Origin of the sequence: Pseudomonas sp. RGM2987, assembly GCF_022952855.1 — a bacterium.
GTDB lineage: Bacteria > Pseudomonadota > Gammaproteobacteria > Pseudomonadales > Pseudomonadaceae > Aquipseudomonas.
On the sequence record NZ_JALJDX010000194.1, the window covers coordinates 39928 to 56539 of the forward strand.

Consider the following 16612-nt stretch of genomic DNA (forward strand, 5'->3'; position numbering starts at 1 on the left):
CAATGCCTTTCGGCTAATCCAGCTAACAGAAGTAGTGAAATTTCAATGTCCGATTCCAACACCGCTGAATCCGTAGCCACCCTGTCGAGCAAAGCGGAATACGAAAACTCCATCAATCTTTCACAGCATCTGCCCCAGGCCAAAAGCATCAGCGAGATGGTCCTCGATGCGTTCCAGTCCAATCGCGAAAGCGATCAGATCCGCGAACTGCGCACCGCCATCCGCCAGGCCCACGATGCGTTCGACGATGACAAGGCCTACGAACTGATGGGCCAGCTCAAGCAACTCAAGGACGCCGAAGCCGCGGACTTCGCGGCGCTGGAAGACTTGAGCAGCCGTTTCCCCATCAGCCGCATCCTCTCCAGCTACAAGGACGACCCGGCCTTTCAGGAACTGGTCTATGGCCTGGCCCTGAAGGTGCTGAACCAGACCCACCAGGCCATCAGCAACCCGAGCGGCGGCAAAGGCAAGGCCTCGCGCCCCAAGAAAGACGCCGAGGTCTTCGTCATCAGCAAGGATGGCATCAGCGTGACCCTGCCCCTGCGCACGCCACGTTCCAAACCGAACGTCGACCGCGAGGCCTTCGAATTCCTGGGCTTCAACTTCGTCGGCGAAGGCGACGAAGCCGAGCTGGAAAGCGAAACCTTCCTGGACAACGACGGCACCGAACACCAGGCCACCCGCAAAAGCATCGTCACTGCCCTGCAACAGCAGAAAGCCTTCGACGGCTACAGCATCGCCCAGCAGTAAAGCCCACACTGGATCTTCATCAGGCACAAGACTCCTTGTGCCACGCAGACCTTCTGTGGGAGCGAGCCTGCTCGCGATTGCGTCGGTACATTCAACATCCACGCAAGCTGACCCACCGCCATCGCGAGCAGGCTCGCTCCCACAGGACACGATTTCGTGAACACCTCGAAAAAAAACTGTGGGAGCGGGCTTGCTCGCGAAGGGGCCGGCAGCCTCAACATCCTCGTCGACTGACCCTCCGCTTTCGCGAGCAAGCCCGCTCCCACAGGGGGATCTACAGCCCGGAACCGGCCATGAAAAAGCCCCGCTCTTCTCTCGAAGGCGGGGCTTTTTTTCTTGGGCGTTGATGCTCAAACGGCTCCGAGCCGCTCGACCATGTCTGGAAACTTTTCGACCAGCTTGATCAACAGAGCCGCCTGGGCGTTAGGCTTGGACTTCTCTTGCTCCCAATTTCTAAGCGTGCCAGGACTGGTCCTGATGCTCTTGGCGAAAACGGCTTGAGACATATGGAGCTTGTCGCGCAGCGCTACGATTTCTTGGGCCGACACCTCTGGAGCCGGTTTGTCTTCGATCGATATCTGGCGAAGAGTGATTTTGCCCTCTCTATGGGCGGCCATCTCCTCGACGCCTTGCATCAGCTCTGCAAATACATCGCGCTTCTTCATAAGGTACCTCGGGCTTTCAACTCTGCTTCTATGGCGCGCTTAAGCATCTTCTCTTGATCGGAAGTCAGGTTTTCCAATTCATCCTTGCCATAGATGGCGAACATCCAGAACTGACGATCCTGCATGAGCCAATAGTAAATGACTCGCAGCCCGCCTCGCTTCCCTTTGCCACGACGCCCATCGAACCAACGTAGCTTACGAAAACCGCCCGTACGTGGCATGAGGTCACCGACCTCTGGATGCCGCAGCATGTAGGATTGAAGCAGGCGATACTCATCATCAGTCAGATAATGGCCAACCGTGGCGGTGAACGACGTCGTTTCAAAAAATAGGGTGCGCATGGAAAAACTATAGGCAAACTGCTTATAGTTCAACAAACCGGAATGTATTGCGACGAATGACAGGCAATCCATTCCTTACCTCGAAAAAAAAGCCCCGCACTTCTCTCGAAGGCGGGGCTTTTTGTGTGGCGTCTGGCGCTTAAGGCGCGTAAGTCAGCAGCAGCTCACTCGGCACTTTGAAGTCCAGGGACATCATGACGCTCAGGGCGGTGATGGTGAAGATCGAGAACACGAACAGCTTGCGTGCCCAGACCGTGTCATCCACTGCCTTGTAGCCGGTCCAGGCCATGTACAGCCAGTACATGCCCATGGCGGCGGCGACGGCGAGGTAGCTCATGCCGGCGTAGCCGCTGAAGGTCAGCATCAGGGTCGCCACGAGGAAGGCCAGGATGTAGAGCAGGATGTGCTTCTTGGCCACCCGGATGCCACGCTTGACCGGCAACACCGGAATCGAGGCCGCCAGGTAGTCGTTGAAGCGGAAGATCGCGATGGCATAGGAATGCGGCATCTGCCACAGGCTGAACATCACCAGCAGCGTCAGCGCGGCCATGTCGAAGCTGTTGCTGACCGCGACGTAACCGATCACCGGCGGCATCGCCCCCGACAGACTGCCCACCAGCGTGCCATGGACCGACTTGCGCTTGAGGTACAGGCTGTAGAGGCCGACGTAGATGACGAAACCGATGACCGCGAACAACGCCGCCAGCGGATTAGCCACCCGGTACAACAACGCGACGCCAGCGACACCCAGCACCGTGGCGAACGCCAGGGCCAGCTGCACCGGGATCAGGCCCTGGACCAGGGCACGATTTTTGGTGCGTTCCATCTTGATGTCGATGTCACGGTCGATGCAGTTGTTGAACACGCAACCGGACGCTACCACCAGGGACGTGCCGATCATCGCCGCCAGGAAGATGGCCAGATCGACATGCCCTTTCGAGGCCAGGAAAAATCCGCCTGCCACAGAAAGCACGTTACCGAAAATGATCCCCGGCTTGGTGATTTGGATAAAGTGCTTTAAGGACATCCGGACTTTCCTCAGTGCGCCATCATGTTGGTGTGGATGCTGAACATGATCCACAACGACAGGCCGACCAACAGGACGATCACGATCGCGGCAAAGACAAACGCGACCACGTTGTTACGCTGTGCGGCCGAGCGGTCCAGGTGCAGGAAGTACACCAGGTGGACCAGGACCTGGACCACGGCGAAGATCAGGATGATCCACAGGGTCAGGCTCTTTGGCAGCGTCGGGTACATCACCAGGCCGAACGGGATGACTGTCAGGATTACCGACAGGATGAAACCGATGGCGTAGGACTTGACGCTGCCGTGGCCGGCGTCGTGGCCATCATGGGAATGAGCGTTAGCCATTTACAGGGTCCCCATCAGATAAACAACGGTGAATACGCAGATCCACACCACGTCCAGGAAGTGCCAGAACAGGCTCAGGCAGCTCAGGCGCGTCTTGTTGGTGGCGGTCAGGCCGTTTTTCTGGACCTGGTACATCATGATCGCCATCCAGATCAGGCCGCTGGTCACGTGCAGACCGTGGGTACCGACCAGGGTGAAGAACCCGGACAGGAAGCCGCTGCGGTTAGGACCGTAGCCTTCGGAGATCAACATGTGGAACTCGTTGATCTCCATGCCGATGAAGCCGGCACCGAACAGGAAGGTCATGGCCAGCCAGCCCAGGACCTGGTTCTTCTTGCCCTTGAACAACGCCAGCATGGCGAAGCCGTAGGTGATCGAGCTGAACAGCAGCAAGGCGGTTTCGCCCAGTACGTACGGCAGCTCGAAGATGTCGTGGCCCGACGGGCCACCGGCGACGTTGTTTACCAGCACCGCGTAGGCCGCGAAGATCGACGCAAACAGAATGCAGTCGGTCATCAGGTAGAGCCAGAAACCGAATACGGTCATCTCGCCCGAGTCGTGGTGATGGTCATCGTGCCCATGGTCATGACCATGGGCGTGTCCAACATTGGTCACTAAGTTCGACATGGTTTAAGCCTGTTCCAACGAGGTTTCAACACGGGTGGCGGTGGCTGGGATCTTCCCGGCCGCGACCAGACGTTTGTGCTGCTCGGCTTCGATGCGCTCGATGACATCCACCGGCACCATGTAGCCCTGATCGTCACGGGCGGCATGGATCACGAAATACGCCACGGTGCCGACCAGACTGGCGATCGCCAGCCACCAGATGTGCCAGATCATGGCGAAACCGAACACCGTCAGCAGCGCGCCCATGACCACACCGGTCGCAGTGTTGTTCGGCATGTGGATCGGCTCGTACTTGGCCGGAGCCTGGTACGCGGTACCGTTTTCCTTGGCTTCGGTGAACGGGTCGATCACATCTGCCTTCGGCAGCACGGCAAAGTTGTAGAACGGCGGCGGCGAAGAAGTCGACCACTCCAGGGTATGGGCATTCCACGGGTCACCGTGTTCGCACATGTTTTCCGGCTTGTTGCGGTCACGTACGCTGACGTACAGCTGGATCAGCTGGCAGGCGATACCGACGGCGATCATCACCGCACCGAACATGGCGACGTACAGGTACGGCACCCACTCAGGGTTGGTGGTGGCGTTCAGGCGACGGGTCATGCCCATGAAGCCCAGTGCATAGAGCGGCATGAACGCGACGAAGAAGCCAGTGATCCAGAACCAGAACGCGGCCTTGCCCCAACCCTCGTGCAGCTTGAAGCCGAACGCTTTCGGGAAGTAGAACGCGAAGCCTGCGATGTAGCCGAATACCGCGCCGCCGATGATCACGTTGTGGAAGTGCGCGATCACGAACAGGCTGTTGTGCAGCACGAAGTCCGCACCCGGGATGGCCAGCAGTACGCCGGTCATGCCGCCGATGGCGAAGGTCACCATGAAGCCCAGGGTCCACATCACCTGACTGGTGAAGCGCAGGCGGCCCTGGTAGATGGTGAACAGCCAGTTGAACAGCTTCACCCCGGTCGGGATGGAAATCAGCATCGTCGCCAGGCCGAAGAAGGCGTTGACACTGGCACCCGAACCCATGGTGAAGAAGTGGTGCAGCCAGACCATGAAGCCCAGTACCGAGATCGCGCCGGAAGCGTAGATCATCGAGTGGTGGCCAAACAGTTTCTTGCCGGTGAAGGTCGAGATGACTTCGGAGAAAATACCGAACGCCGGCAGGATCAGGATGTACACCTCAGGGTGACCCCAGGCCCAGAACAGGTTGACGTACATCATCGGATTTCCACCCAGCTCATTGGTGAAAATGTGGAAATCCATGTAACGGTCAAGCGTCAGCAGTGCCAGGGTAGCGGTCAGGATCGGGAAGGAAGCGACGATCAGGACGTTGGCCCAGGTGCAGGTCCAGGTGAAGATCGGCATGTCCATCAGCTTCATGCCCGGGGTACGCATTTTTACCACGGTGGCCAGGAAGTTGACCCCCGTCAGCGTCGTCCCCAATCCGGATAGCTGTAGCGCCCAGATATAGTAATCCATCCCCACGCCCGGACTGTATTGCAGGCCCGACAGCGGCGGATAGGCAACCCAGCCGGTCTTGGCGAACTCACCAACGCCCAGGGACAGGTTGATCAGCACCACGCCGGACACCAGCAGCCAGAAACTCAGGGAGTTCAGGAACGGGAAGGCCACGTCACGGGCACCGATCTGCAGCGGCACGGCAAGGTTCATCAGGCCGGTGAAGAACGGCATCGCCATGAAGATGATCATGATCACACCGTGGGCGGTGAAGATCTGGTCATAGTGTTCAGGCGGCAGGTAGCCAGGCGAACCCTCGGTGGCCATGGCCAGTTGGGTGCGCATCATGATGGCATCGGCGAAACCGCGCAGCAGCATGACCATGGCGACGATGATGTACATCACGCCGATTTTCTTGTGGTCGACCGAGGTCAGCCACTCGGTCCACAGGTAGGTCCACTTCTTGAAGTACGTGATACCTGCGAACAGCGCCAGGCCACCGAGTGCGATGATGGCAAGGGTCACCATGACAATCGGCTCGTGGAACGGGATCGCTTCCCAACTTAGTTTACCAAACATCGTTTACTCCTCTGCCCCGGCAGCTGAATGCGAACTCATGTCCATCCCTTCCATCGCGGCCACTTCGTGCTCTTTCTTCTCGTGGTGCATTGGCTTGCCCGGTTTCATGCCTTCGTACTTGTCGACGATGATCTGAAACAGGTTCGGCGTGACCGAGGAATAGAGTTCGACTGGGTTGTTCTGGCTCGGCTTGGCAAGGGCTGCGTATTCAGCTTGTTCAAGCTGTTTAGGTGCCTTTTTGACTTCACCGACCCAGGCGTCGAAATCTTCCTGGGTCGTTGCGATCGCTTTGAATTTCATACCGGTGAAACCCGCGCCGCTGTAGTTGGCGGAAATACCGTCCATTTCAGCGTTCTGGTTGGCGATCAGATGCAGCTTGGTCTGCATGCCCGCCATCGCGTAGATCTGGCCGCCCAGAGCAGGGATGAAGAACGAGTTCATCACGGCGTCCGAAGTGATCTTGAAGTTGATCGGTGTATGCGCTGGGAACACGATCTTGTTGACCGTGGCAATGCCTTGTTCCGGATAGATGAACAGCCACTTCCAGTCCAGGGCGACCACTTCGATGGTGATCGGCTTGACGTCCGATTCCAGCGGTTTGTAAGGGTCCAGCGCGTGGGTCGATTTATAGGTGACATAACCCAGGGCAATGATGATCAGGACCGGAATGGTCCACACCGCCACTTCGATCTTGGTCGAATGCGACCATTTCGGCGTGTAGGTGGCCTGGGTATTGGTTGCGCGATACTTCCAGGCGAACAGGAAGGTCATGACGATAACCGGCACGACGACCAACAACATCAGCAGCGTGGCGGTGATGATCAGGTTTCGTTCATCCAGGCCAACCTGGCCCTTGGGATCGAGCAAGGTCATGTTGCAGCCTCCCAGCAGCAACGTGCCGAGCAGCGGCAACAAGCCTAGTAATCGGGGGTACCTGTTTTTACTCATCTCACGACCTCTAAAGCAGCTTGCGCAATGCAGTTGGGTTTTGATCGCCAACACTTCACCCTGCCAAGGGTTGGCATTTCTTGGATTGAATAAGGGCTGCCCGTCAAACGTCAGACACTGTTCGACACATCCTGGGCCAGCAGTGAGTTCTTATTCGTAGGTCAAAGGCCTAGTTCAAGCCCAATTCCGTTTGGTGCGGGTAGTTGGAAGGCACCGACACCTGGGATCGCATGGGGCGCTGGCGCCCTTCGACCACCTCTCGTGCTCAAGCCTGAGCCGGGTCGGATATTCGGTGCGGGCGATTGTAGTGAGCTGAGACGCTGTAGACCATGTCTTATCCCGAAATAATTTGTATCCGAAAGGGCAATAATCCCCCCGGCAAACTGCAACAGGCCAGCATGTTATCGAAAATAATTCTCAACAAGAACCCCAGAAAACGTAGGCCTACTACGCCCGATTCAGACAGCCTGGGTCGATCAATCAAGCAGAGTTTTCCGGGAAGCCCCCCGTTTTCCGGGGGGTTGGCGCCCCAGCGCTTCGCTGTTAAAAGTGTCTGCTGCGCCGGCTGGCTTTTAAGGAAAAACAGTCGATTTTTTGTTACAGGAAGAAGTGTTTATTCGACGTCAGAAACGCTGTAGGCGCCAAGATGTGTGACAACATGTCGCACACTGTCGCAGGCCATTCTTGCGCCGGATCAAGGCCAAACCGGCTCGGGGCTGAAATGCAAAACGCCCCGGTTCCGAACGAGGAAACCAGGGCGTTTCATCAAGCTGATTCAGCGAAGCGATTTGCGGTTGCGCGACACCAGCAACGGGACCAGCACGACCGTCAGCACGAAGGCTACCAGTGCCCACTGCGCCAGGGACAAACCCAGGATCGGCGGATAAGGCGTGGAGCAAAAACCGTCCACCTGGAACCCCAGCGGAAAGATCTTCGCCAGCGGCAGGTCATCGACAATCGGCTGCAACACATCGATGCCGCAGCTGACCGCCGGGAAGAATTGGGTGTACACGTGATGCCCCGCCACGCCGGCACCGGCCAACGCGCAGAGCACCACCAGCCCCTCGAAAATCGTCAGGCTGCGACGGGTGCGCATGGCCGCCCCGATGAAGGCGAACAGGGCGATCAGCAACAATGCATAGCGCTGCAATATGCAAAGCGGGCACGGTGCTTCACCGAGGACCACTTGCATGTACAGCGCCCCACCGATCAGCGCCAGGCAGATCAGCCCCAGCAGCACCAGATAGCGCCGCTCACGACCTAACCGCGACATTTGCTCACTCATTGCGTTTCCCTTTATAGACATGATCGACGCGCAGCCTTGCGATGCGGGCGCGCGCTCGGATGGTCGAAGTCTACACGCTGACCATGACAATGAACGAGCGGACGCCGGCAACTTTGAAGGCAATAGACAAGGGAAGGGTTAAGTGCGGATTAATTCGGGTAGGGACATGTGTGGTGAGCATGCCGCTGTCATCGCGAGCAGGGCTCGCTCCCACAGGGTTCCTGGTTGGCTGGGAAACTAGCATCACCATAAATCCCCTGTGGGAGCGAGCCCGCTCGCGATGAAGGCGCCCCGCTCACCCAGGCTCGCCGCAACCTTTATTCCAGCGCCGCCGCCGGGCCGAAGAATTCGTAGCGACTCTGCCGCTCCGGTACACCCAGGGCTTTAAGGTGGCTCTTCACAGCTCCCATGAAACCCTTCGGCCCAAGAAAGTAGGCATCCAGGTCGCGTTGCTCGGGCAGCCATTGCGCCAACTGCTCCTGGCTCAACAGCCCCACGTTGTCCGCCGCCGGGCTCACCCCGTCATCTTCGTCGTAGCTGTAGAAACGCTTGAGCTGCGGATGTCGCTGGGCCAGGTCGTCGATCCAGTCACGGAAGGCATGAACGCGCCCGTTGCGTGCACAGTGGATGAAATGCACCGGCCGCTCGGTTTGCAGCGCCGCTTGCAGCATCGCCAAGGTCGGGGTGATGCCGACGCCGCCGCTGATCAGCACCAGCGGCTTGTCGCTGGCCGTCAGGTAAAAGTCTCCGGAGGGCGGGAACAACTGGAGGCTGCTGCCGATCTGGAAATGATGATGCAGGTAGTTGGACACACGCCCACCCGGCTCGCGCTTGACACTGATGCGGTATTGACCGTTATCCGCCAGGGCCGACAAGGAATAGTTGCGACGCACTTCCTCACCGTCCAGCATCAATTTCATGCCGATGTACTGGCCGGGCTCGGCCTGCAGGATCGGGCCTTGATCCGCCGGCTCGAAGTAGAACGAGGTGATCTCGGCGCTTTCGCGCACCTTGGCCGTGAGGATGAACTCACGCTCGCCCCGCCAGCCGCCCGGCGCTGCGGCCTTCTGGTCATATAGGCCGGCTTCGGCACCGATGAGGATATCGGCCAGCTGGTTATAAGCCGCGCCCCACGCGGAAATCACTTCAGGGGTGGCAATTTCTTCCCCCAGCACCTCGGCGATCGCTCGCAACAGGCAGGCGCCAACGATTGGGTAATGTTGTGGCTGGATCTGCAACGCGACATGCTTGTTGACGATTTTCGCCACCAGGTCGCCCAACTGGTCGAGCTGGTCGATGTGCCGGGCGTACATCAATACACCGTTGGCCAAGGCGCGGGGCTGATCGCCGCTGGCCTGGTGAGCCTGGTTGAACAGCGGGCGAACCTGGGGATACTCCGACAGCATCATGCGATAGAAGTGAGTGATCAGCGCTTCACCGCCGCTTTCAAGCAATGGCACGGTGGAACGGATAATGGCGCGGTCTTCTCGACTCAGCATAAAGGCAACTCCTGGCGTGTTAACGGATACCTAATGCCTATCAGTTTCCGTGCCATTTATTTTTTATTTAAATATCAATAGGTTAAAAATAGATTGGTCATTTCGACACGACCCACCTTATAGTCATTACGACTACATGGAGTCATTATGACCGCAACCTCCCTGCTCACCTCCCTATTACCGCTGGTGGCCGATCTGTCCCGCGAGCTGCCTGAAGGCGAGCGTTATCGCCGGCTGCTCGGCGCCTTGCGCGCCCTGCTGCCCTGCGACGCTGCGGCGCTGTTGCGCCTGGACGGCGACTGCCTGGTGCCGCTCGCGGTGGATGGCTTGAGCACCGACACCTTGGGCCGACGCTTTCAGGTCAGCGAGCACCCACGCTTCGAAGCCTTGCTGGCCAACCCGCAGCCGACGCGCTTCGCCGCCGACAGTGACCTGCCCGATCCGTACGACGGCCTGGTCGATGGCCTCGACGAACATCTGAAAGTCCACGATTGCATGGGCTGCCCCTTGTTCGTCGATGAGCGACCCTGGGGTCTGCTGACACTTGATTCGCTGGACCCGGAACGCTTCGAACCCATCGACCTTGGTGCCCTGCAAGCCTTCGCCAGTCTCGCCGCCGCAACAGTCAGCGCCGCCGAACGCATCGAGCGCCTCGCGCTGAAAGCCGAGGACGAGCACCGTCGTGCCGAGGTCTATCGCCAGGCCAGCGGTCAGCAGCAGCGCGACATGGTCGGCCAGAGCAAGGCCCACAAGCGTCTGGTGGAAGAAATAAAGCTGGTGGGCGGTAGCGACCTGACGGTGTTGATCACCGGCGAAACCGGAGTCGGCAAGGAATTGGTCGCCCAGGCGATTCACGCCGCCTCGAAACGCGCCGGACAGCCGCTCATCAGCCTCAATTGCGCTGCCCTGCCAGACACGCTGGTGGAAAGCGAACTCTTCGGCCACGTACGGGGTGCCTTCACGGGCGCCACGAATGACCGACGCGGTAAGTTCGAACTGGCCGACGGCGGCACGCTGTTCCTCGATGAAGTCGGTGAATTGTCCCTGACCGTTCAGGCCAAGCTGCTGCGCGTGCTTCAAAGCGGACAATTGCAGCGCTTGGGCTCCGACAAGGAGCATCGGGTGGACGTGCGTCTGATCGCGGCCACCAACCGTGACCTCGCCGAAGAGGTGCGCAACGGCCGCTATCGGGCTGACTTCTACCATCGGTTGAGCGTTTATCCGTTGCAAGTACCCGCCCTGCGCGATCGGGGACGGGATGTGTTGCTGCTCAGTGGCTTCTTCCTCGAACAGAACCGTTCGCGCATGGGCCTGGGCAGCCTACGCCTGACCAGCGACGCCCAGGCTGCATTGCTGGCCTACGATTGGCCGGGCAACGTGCGGGAACTGGAGCACCTGATCGGCCGCAGCGCCCTGAAAGCCTTGGGCAATTGCCCGGTGCGCCCGAAAATCCTCAGTCTCAGCGCCCAAGACCTGGATTTGCCCCAGCCTCTTGAGGAGGACACCACGCCGGTATCCGCCAGCCCTCCCCCGGTGATACCGGACGCCACGGGTGACCTGCGCGAAGCCGTGGAAAATTTCCAGCGCAGGCTGATCAGCGCGTGCCTGGAGCGTCACCAGCACAACTGGGCCAGCGCCGCCCGGGAACTGGGGCTGGACCGGGCGAACCTGGGGCGCATGGCGAAACGGTTGGGACTCAAGTAATCGCGCCTGGCTCTTGTGGCGAGGGAGCTTGCTCCCGCTGAAGTGCGCAGCGCTCCCATCAGCCGTGGCGCGATTGCGAATTCTGGCGACCGCTGCGCGGCCGAGCGGGAGCAAGCTCCCTCGCCACAACAGCTTGGTGGTCATCAGATAACTACCCCGGCAATCCATGCCATCGACAGCATTCGTCCTAAAGCCTGCCCCGGACAAGTCGATAACCCAATATCACAAGCTGTTTTGGCGATCTTCAAGCTCGCCCCACCTTTTCCACAGAAGGTTTTTATGTCTTCCAACAAAGCCCGCGCAGATTCACTTTCGCTTCTGCTGTTTACCTTGCGCAGCGGCAAGCTGATGGCAATCAACCTGCTCAAAGTCAGTGAAATCATCCCCTGTCCGCCATTGACCAAGCTGCCGGAGTCTCATCCGCACGTCAAAGGCATCGCCACGCTGCGCGGGACTTCGTTATCAGTAATCGACCTGAGCCGCGCCATCGGCGAGCGCCCCCTGGAAGATCCGGACGGCGGCTGCCTGATCGTCACTGACGTCAGCCGCTCCAAGCAGGGCTTGCATGTACAGGCAGTGAGCAAGATCGTGCATTGCCTGACCACCGACATCAAGCCGCCACCTTACGGCTCCGGCGGCACGCGCGCGTTCATCACCGGAGTGACCTCGGTGGACGGCACCCTGGTGCAGGTATTGGACATCGAAAAAGTCATCCACGGCATCTCGCCCGCACAGATCGAAACCGCACCCACCGAGCTGAGCATGGAAGACGCCGAAGTGCTGGGCAATGCGCGGATCCTGGTGGTCGATGACAGCCAGGTCGCGCTGCAGCAATCGGTGTACACCCTGCGCAACCTGGGCCTGCAATGCCACACCGCCCGCAGCGCCAAGGAAGCCATCGAATGCCTGCTGGACCTGCAAGGCACGGCCGAGCAGATCAACCTGATCGTTTCTGACATCGAAATGTCGGAGATGGACGGTTACGCGCTGACCCGGACCCTGCGCGAGACGCCGGACTTCGCCCACCTCTATGTACTGCTGCACACCTCGCTGGATAGCGCGATGAACAGCGAAAAGGCCCGGCTGGCCGGCGCCAACGGCGTGCTCACCAAGTTTTCCTCGCCGGAGCTGACCAAATGCCTGATCACGGCGGCCAAGGCTGTTGCCGAGCAGGGCCACTGATCCGGGTCCAGCCGTAGCCGGCTGCTGTACAAAAATGCGCCCCAATGGCGCATAACTTGCTTCGTCCGGTTTTAACGGCGACTTTCTGTCGCCGTTATTCAGCCAATTTGCGACCGGGCGCTAAATGAATACAACGTTTTCCTGCGTAGGATGCGGCAAGTGCTGCTCCGATCATCACGTACCCTTGACCCTCGACGAAGCCCGCATGTGGTCGGCAGATGGCGGCCAGGTCATAGTCCTGGTGGAAGCCTTCCTGCCTGACGGCCTCGGCCTGGCGGCGACGCAACGCGAACATGCCGAACGTCGTTCGGTACTGGTGCGCAGCGGGGCTGCCGAGGCGCGCGTGGCAATTACCTTCGCGGCCTACAATGCCGGTCGCTGCCGCAATCTGGATGAAGAAAACCTGTGCCGCATCTACGAGCGCCGGCCCTTGGTGTGTCGCATCTATCCGATGGAAATCAACCCGCACATCCCGCTCAATCCCGCCGCCAAGGACTGCCCGCCGGAGTCCTGGGAAACCGGCCCGCAATTGATTGTCGGCGGTCAGTTGGTCGACAAGGAACTGGCGACGCTGATCGAACGCTCGCGCCAGGCCGATCGAGACGACATCGTGCTCAAGGACCGGGTCTGCGCAGCGCTGGGCATTCGCGCCACCGCGCTGAAGGGCGACGGTTTCACGGCGTACCTGCCGGACATGACGGCGTTCGCCATGGCCCTCGACCAAGTGCGGTTGCAGCCGCTGGAGCAACAAGCCAGCGAATGGCAGTTCCACGTATCCGGTGATGACGTGGCGCAGCAGGTGATAAACAGAGGGGCACGGGTCGTCACTGATACACCGCTCGACTATGCCTTTATTTCCCTGCGAGCAGCCTAGCTCCCAAGCGCCATGATCGGCGGTCGACACGATTCCTTGTGGGAGCGGGCTTGCTCGCGAAGGCGCAGGACCTGCCTGCCTCCAGCTTTGAAATAAGACCTCTTTCGCGAGCAAGCCCGCTCCCACGCTACTCTGCTGCCCTCTATTGATACATCCCCTCTCGCCTAACCCTTGCCAGGAATGTTAGCGTGCTTGGTATTCTCTGCCAGACGAGCCTTGCACGATGAAAAAAACCGTACTTGCCTTCAGCCGTATCACGCCCCGGGTCGTCGAGCGCCTGCAACAGGACTTCGAGGTGATCGTTCCGAACCCGGCGAACGGCGACATCAACGCGCAGTTCAACGAAGCCCTGCCCCACGCCCACGGGCTGATCGGGGTCGGTCGCAAGCTGGGACGCGAGCAGTTGCAAGGCGCCGCGAACCTGCAAGTGGTGTCGAGCATCTCGGTGGGTTACGACAATTACGACCTGGCGTATTTCAATGAACGCCGGATCCTGCTCACCAACACGCCTGACGTGCTCACCGAGAGCACCGCCGACCTGGCCTTCGCCCTGCTGATGAGCAGTGCCCGACGCGTCGCCGAACTGGACGCCTGGACCAAGGCCGGGCAGTGGCAGGCGACCGTCGGCCCGCAGCTGTTTGGCAGCGATGTGCATGGCAAGACCCTGGGCATCGTCGGCATGGGCAATATCGGCGCAGCCATCGCCCGTCGTGGCCGGCTGGGTTTCAACATGCCGATCCTCTACAGCGGCAACAGCCGCAAGACCGAGCTGGAAAACCAGTTGGGCGCGCAATTTCGCGAGCTGGATCAACTGCTGGCCGAAGCGGATTTTGTCTGCCTGGTCGTGCCGCTGAGCGAGAAAACCCATCACCTGATCGGCCAGCGTGAACTGGCCCTGATGAAACCCAGCGCTATCCTGGTCAACATCTCCCGTGGCCCGGTGGTGGACGAACCGGCGCTGATCGAAGCCTTGCAGAACAACCGCATTCGCGGCGCCGGGCTGGATGTCTATGAGAAGGAACCACTGGCCGAATCGCCATTATTCCAGCTGAAAAACGCGGTCACCCTGCCCCACATCGGCTCGGCCACCCACGAAACCCGCACCGCCATGGCCGATCTTGCTGTGGATAACCTGCGCAGCGCACTGCTGGGCGAGCGCCCGCAGAACCTGGTAAACCCGCAAGCCTGGGAATAAATCGCGCGCCAGGCTTGGTACCAAACCCGTGGCGAGGGAGCTTGCTCCCGCTGGAGCGCAAAGCGGCCCTGTTTTTTGGGTCTGCTGCGCAGCCCAGCGGGAGCAAGCTCCCTCGCCACGGGATTGTTATTCGACCCCAGGCTTTGGATCAGCGCGCGCCCAGAACAACCTTCGCTACCAAGGGCCGGGGTTTGCGAAACACCAGCACGTTACCCAGCATCACCAGTACCAGCCCTGCCAACGCCGGTGCCGTCCACTGGTAACCCTCGACAAATGCCGAGACGTTCAGCGCCACTACCGGGAACAGGACTGTGCAATACGCGGCCCGCTCCGGCCCCATGCGCCCTACCAACGTCAGGTAGGCGGTAAAGCCGATGACCGAACCCGGTATCACCAGGTACAACAGCGAACCGATGTAACGTGCGGTCCATTCCATATCGAACGGGATCCCGTTGAACGCACACCATATCGCTAGCATCGTCGCGCCATAGGCCATGCCCCAGGCGTTGGTGGTCAACGGCTTGAGACCGGCTTTCTGTTGCAGACTCGAAAGCATGTTGCCCGCCGAAAAGCACAGGGTGCCCAGCAGCGCCAGCATCAACCCGAGCAGGGTTTGCGGACTTGCACTGTGGCCGGCCAGTTCCGGCCAGAACAGCAGCGCCAGCCCCAGCAGCCCCAAGGCGCCACCCAACAGCACATTGCGCGCTATCCGTTGGCCGAAAAAAAACCGGGCATTCAGGGCATTCCACAGAGTGGCGGTGGAAAACACCACGGCCACCAGCCCGCTGGGAATCCACTGACTGGCGGTCAGAAAACACATGAAGTTGATGCAGAACAGGCACAAGCCCTGGGCGACGCATATCAGATGGCCGCGGCGGTTCATCACCTGCAGGCGCCGGCTGAGCAGAAGCAGCACAAACAGAATCAGCGCCGCGAGGCCGAAGCGATAGACAATCGACACCGGGATCGCGACCACGCCCAGTTGCAGTTTCAGCGCGATCCAGGTGGTGCCCCAGATGAGCACGGTAAGCAGGTACAACGAGAGATTCATGACGACGGCTCCTGACATTGAGGTCCAGTGTCCCGCCGTTGCCTGCGTAGCGCTTGCGTAAACTTGCGGTTTTCTCGATGGGCAGGCTGGCGCGAACCGGGTGACAGAGTAGGATTGGAGCCGGAGAGAACCGATCATGCCTACATTGCAAACCCTGCAAGTCTTTCAAGCCCTCAACAGTTCGCCCAATGCTCGGCTGGAGCACAGCGCCGAGCTTGGCGATGGCATGGCGGCCGCTTTGTGGAGCAATCATCACGACGCCCAGGACTACGAGGCGCCGAGTCACCATACCCTGTCCTGCTACATCGCCGGCGGCACCGGCACGTTTCGTCGCGAGCGGCCCGAGACCACGGGCGCGCCCGGCAAGCTCTGCGTCCTGCCGGCCGGGCATGAATCGGCCTGGGTCATCAACGGTGACATTCGCCTCGCCCACTTGTATTTCAGCCCGGAGCAATTCGCCCTCGGTTGCGTCACCCTGCTGGATCGCGAGCCTCGCCAGGTGCAACTACGCGAGGCAACCTTTCTTGACGATCCACAACAGGCACAGCGCTTTCGCCAGTTGATCGCGCTGAACTGGAGCGAGCCCGGTGAACGCCTGCTCACCACCAGCCTGGCCCACGACTTGCTCAGCCACGCGCTGCTCAGTCAGGTCGGCCAGCGCCAAGGGCTTCGTCTCAAGGGCGGCCTGGCCGCACACCAGCGGCGCTTGCTGGTGGACTACATCGACAGCCACCTCGCCGACGCCATCAGCCTCGGGCAATTGGCCGCCTTGTGCGCGCTGTCCGAATATCACTTCGCGCGGATGTTCCGCGAAAGCTTCGGGCTGCCGCCTCATCAATATGTCCTGGCAAGACGCCTGGCACGTGCGCGGCACTTGTTGCGTGGCACTTCGCAGCCGCTGGGCGAGGTGGCACTGGCATGTGGCTTTGCCAGCGCCAGCCACTTTACCCATCGATTTCGCCAGGCGTTGAGCGCAACGCCTGGCGAGTACCGACAGGCCTTTCTGCGCTAGCCCCTGCTACCGCCATCGCGAGCAGGCTCGCTCCCACAGGGAATCATTGCCGACCCCAAGACTTATTTTCA

The 16612-nt window shown here is 60.0% G+C and carries 16 protein-coding genes and 1 pseudogene; 7 read left to right on the plus strand and 10 right to left on the minus strand.

The annotated features are described in order from the left end of the window. Window positions 1-45: 45 nt before the first annotated feature. The gene (locus RGM2987_RS13900) at window positions 46-750 is read left to right on the plus strand and encodes a hypothetical protein (protein WP_245142095.1); all 705 of its coding nucleotides are present in this window, start codon (window positions 46-48) and stop codon (window positions 748-750) included. Between the two features lie 350 nt (window positions 751-1100). Here RGM2987_RS13900 and RGM2987_RS13905 read toward each other — a convergent pair whose 3' ends face one another. From RGM2987_RS13905 to cyoA, 7 genes are all read right to left on the minus strand, one after another. Beyond that, window positions 1101-1415, minus strand: coding sequence for a helix-turn-helix domain-containing protein (locus RGM2987_RS13905; protein ID WP_245142097.1), 315 nt, complete (start codon window positions 1413-1415; stop codon window positions 1101-1103). Further along, on the minus strand, window positions 1412-1756 hold the full coding sequence (locus RGM2987_RS13910) for a toxin (protein WP_245142135.1): 345 nt from the start codon (window positions 1754-1756) through the stop codon (window positions 1412-1414). The genes RGM2987_RS13905 and RGM2987_RS13910 overlap by 4 nt, the downstream gene beginning before the upstream one ends. Window positions 1757-1895: 139 nt before the next feature. Next, window positions 1896-2783 (minus strand): heme o synthase, encoded by an 888-nt coding sequence (gene cyoE / locus RGM2987_RS13915; protein WP_025211928.1) that lies wholly within the window; start codon window positions 2781-2783, stop codon window positions 1896-1898. A gap of 11 nt (window positions 2784-2794) precedes the next feature. Then, the gene (gene cyoD / locus RGM2987_RS13920) at window positions 2795-3130 is read right to left on the minus strand and encodes a cytochrome o ubiquinol oxidase subunit IV (RefSeq protein WP_025211927.1); all 336 of its coding nucleotides are present in this window, start codon (window positions 3128-3130) and stop codon (window positions 2795-2797) included. After that, entirely contained in the window at window positions 3131-3757 is a 627-nt protein-coding gene (locus RGM2987_RS13925) for a cytochrome o ubiquinol oxidase subunit III (protein WP_042728257.1), read from the minus strand. Window positions 3758-3760: 3 nt separating this feature from the next. Then, window positions 3761-5791, minus strand: a complete 2031-nt coding sequence (gene cyoB, locus RGM2987_RS13930) for a cytochrome o ubiquinol oxidase subunit I (protein WP_245142101.1) — start codon at window positions 5789-5791, stop codon at window positions 3761-3763. Between the two features lie 3 nt (window positions 5792-5794). Next, a complete protein-coding gene (gene cyoA, locus RGM2987_RS13935) occupies window positions 5795-6739 on the minus strand; it encodes a ubiquinol oxidase subunit II (protein ID WP_245142103.1) in 945 nt (314 codons plus the stop codon). Window positions 6740-6766: 27 nt separating this feature from the next. Here cyoA and RGM2987_RS27590 point away from each other — a divergent pair. Beyond that, window positions 6767-7055: pseudogene (locus RGM2987_RS27590) on the plus strand (hypothetical protein). Between the two features lie 459 nt (window positions 7056-7514). On the opposite strand, the gene RGM2987_RS13940 reads toward RGM2987_RS27590, so the two are convergent. Beyond that, a complete protein-coding gene (locus RGM2987_RS13940) occupies window positions 7515-8024 on the minus strand; it encodes a disulfide bond formation protein B (RefSeq protein WP_245142105.1) in 510 nt (169 codons plus the stop codon). A 317-nt stretch (window positions 8025-8341) separates the two neighbouring features. Further along, window positions 8342-9523 carry an NO-inducible flavohemoprotein gene (hmpA, locus tag RGM2987_RS13945; protein ID WP_245142108.1) on the minus strand — a complete coding sequence of 394 codons (1182 nt, stop codon included), beginning with the start codon at window positions 9521-9523 and terminating at the stop codon, window positions 8342-8344. Between the two features lie 147 nt (window positions 9524-9670). Here hmpA and norR point away from each other — a divergent pair, with 147 nt between their 5' ends. From norR to RGM2987_RS13965, 4 genes are all read left to right on the plus strand, one after another. Next, the gene (gene norR, locus RGM2987_RS13950) at window positions 9671-11227 is read left to right on the plus strand and encodes a nitric oxide reductase transcriptional regulator NorR (RefSeq protein WP_245142111.1); all 1557 of its coding nucleotides are present in this window, start codon (window positions 9671-9673) and stop codon (window positions 11225-11227) included. 279 nt (window positions 11228-11506) lie between these two features. Then, window positions 11507-12409 carry a chemotaxis protein gene (locus RGM2987_RS13955; protein WP_245142114.1) on the plus strand — a complete coding sequence of 301 codons (903 nt, stop codon included), beginning with the start codon at window positions 11507-11509 and terminating at the stop codon, window positions 12407-12409. A gap of 124 nt (window positions 12410-12533) precedes the next feature. Continuing rightward, complete coding sequence (locus tag RGM2987_RS13960; protein WP_245142117.1) at window positions 12534-13283, plus strand: YkgJ family cysteine cluster protein; 750 nt, start codon at window positions 12534-12536, stop codon at window positions 13281-13283. 223 nt (window positions 13284-13506) lie between these two features. After that, entirely contained in the window at window positions 13507-14478 is a 972-nt protein-coding gene (locus RGM2987_RS13965) for a D-glycerate dehydrogenase (protein WP_245142120.1), read from the plus strand. Between the two features lie 148 nt (window positions 14479-14626). On the opposite strand, the gene RGM2987_RS13970 is transcribed toward RGM2987_RS13965, so the two are convergent. After that, window positions 14627-15529: a DMT family transporter gene (locus tag RGM2987_RS13970; RefSeq protein ID WP_245142122.1), complete on the minus strand. Its 903-nt coding sequence runs from the start codon at window positions 15527-15529 to the stop codon at window positions 14627-14629. 136 nt (window positions 15530-15665) lie between these two features. Here RGM2987_RS13970 and RGM2987_RS13975 point away from each other — a divergent pair, with 136 nt between their 5' ends. Then, window positions 15666-16541: an AraC family transcriptional regulator gene (locus RGM2987_RS13975; RefSeq protein WP_245142124.1), complete on the plus strand. Its 876-nt coding sequence runs from the start codon at window positions 15666-15668 to the stop codon at window positions 16539-16541. Window positions 16542-16612: the final 71 nt, after the last annotated feature.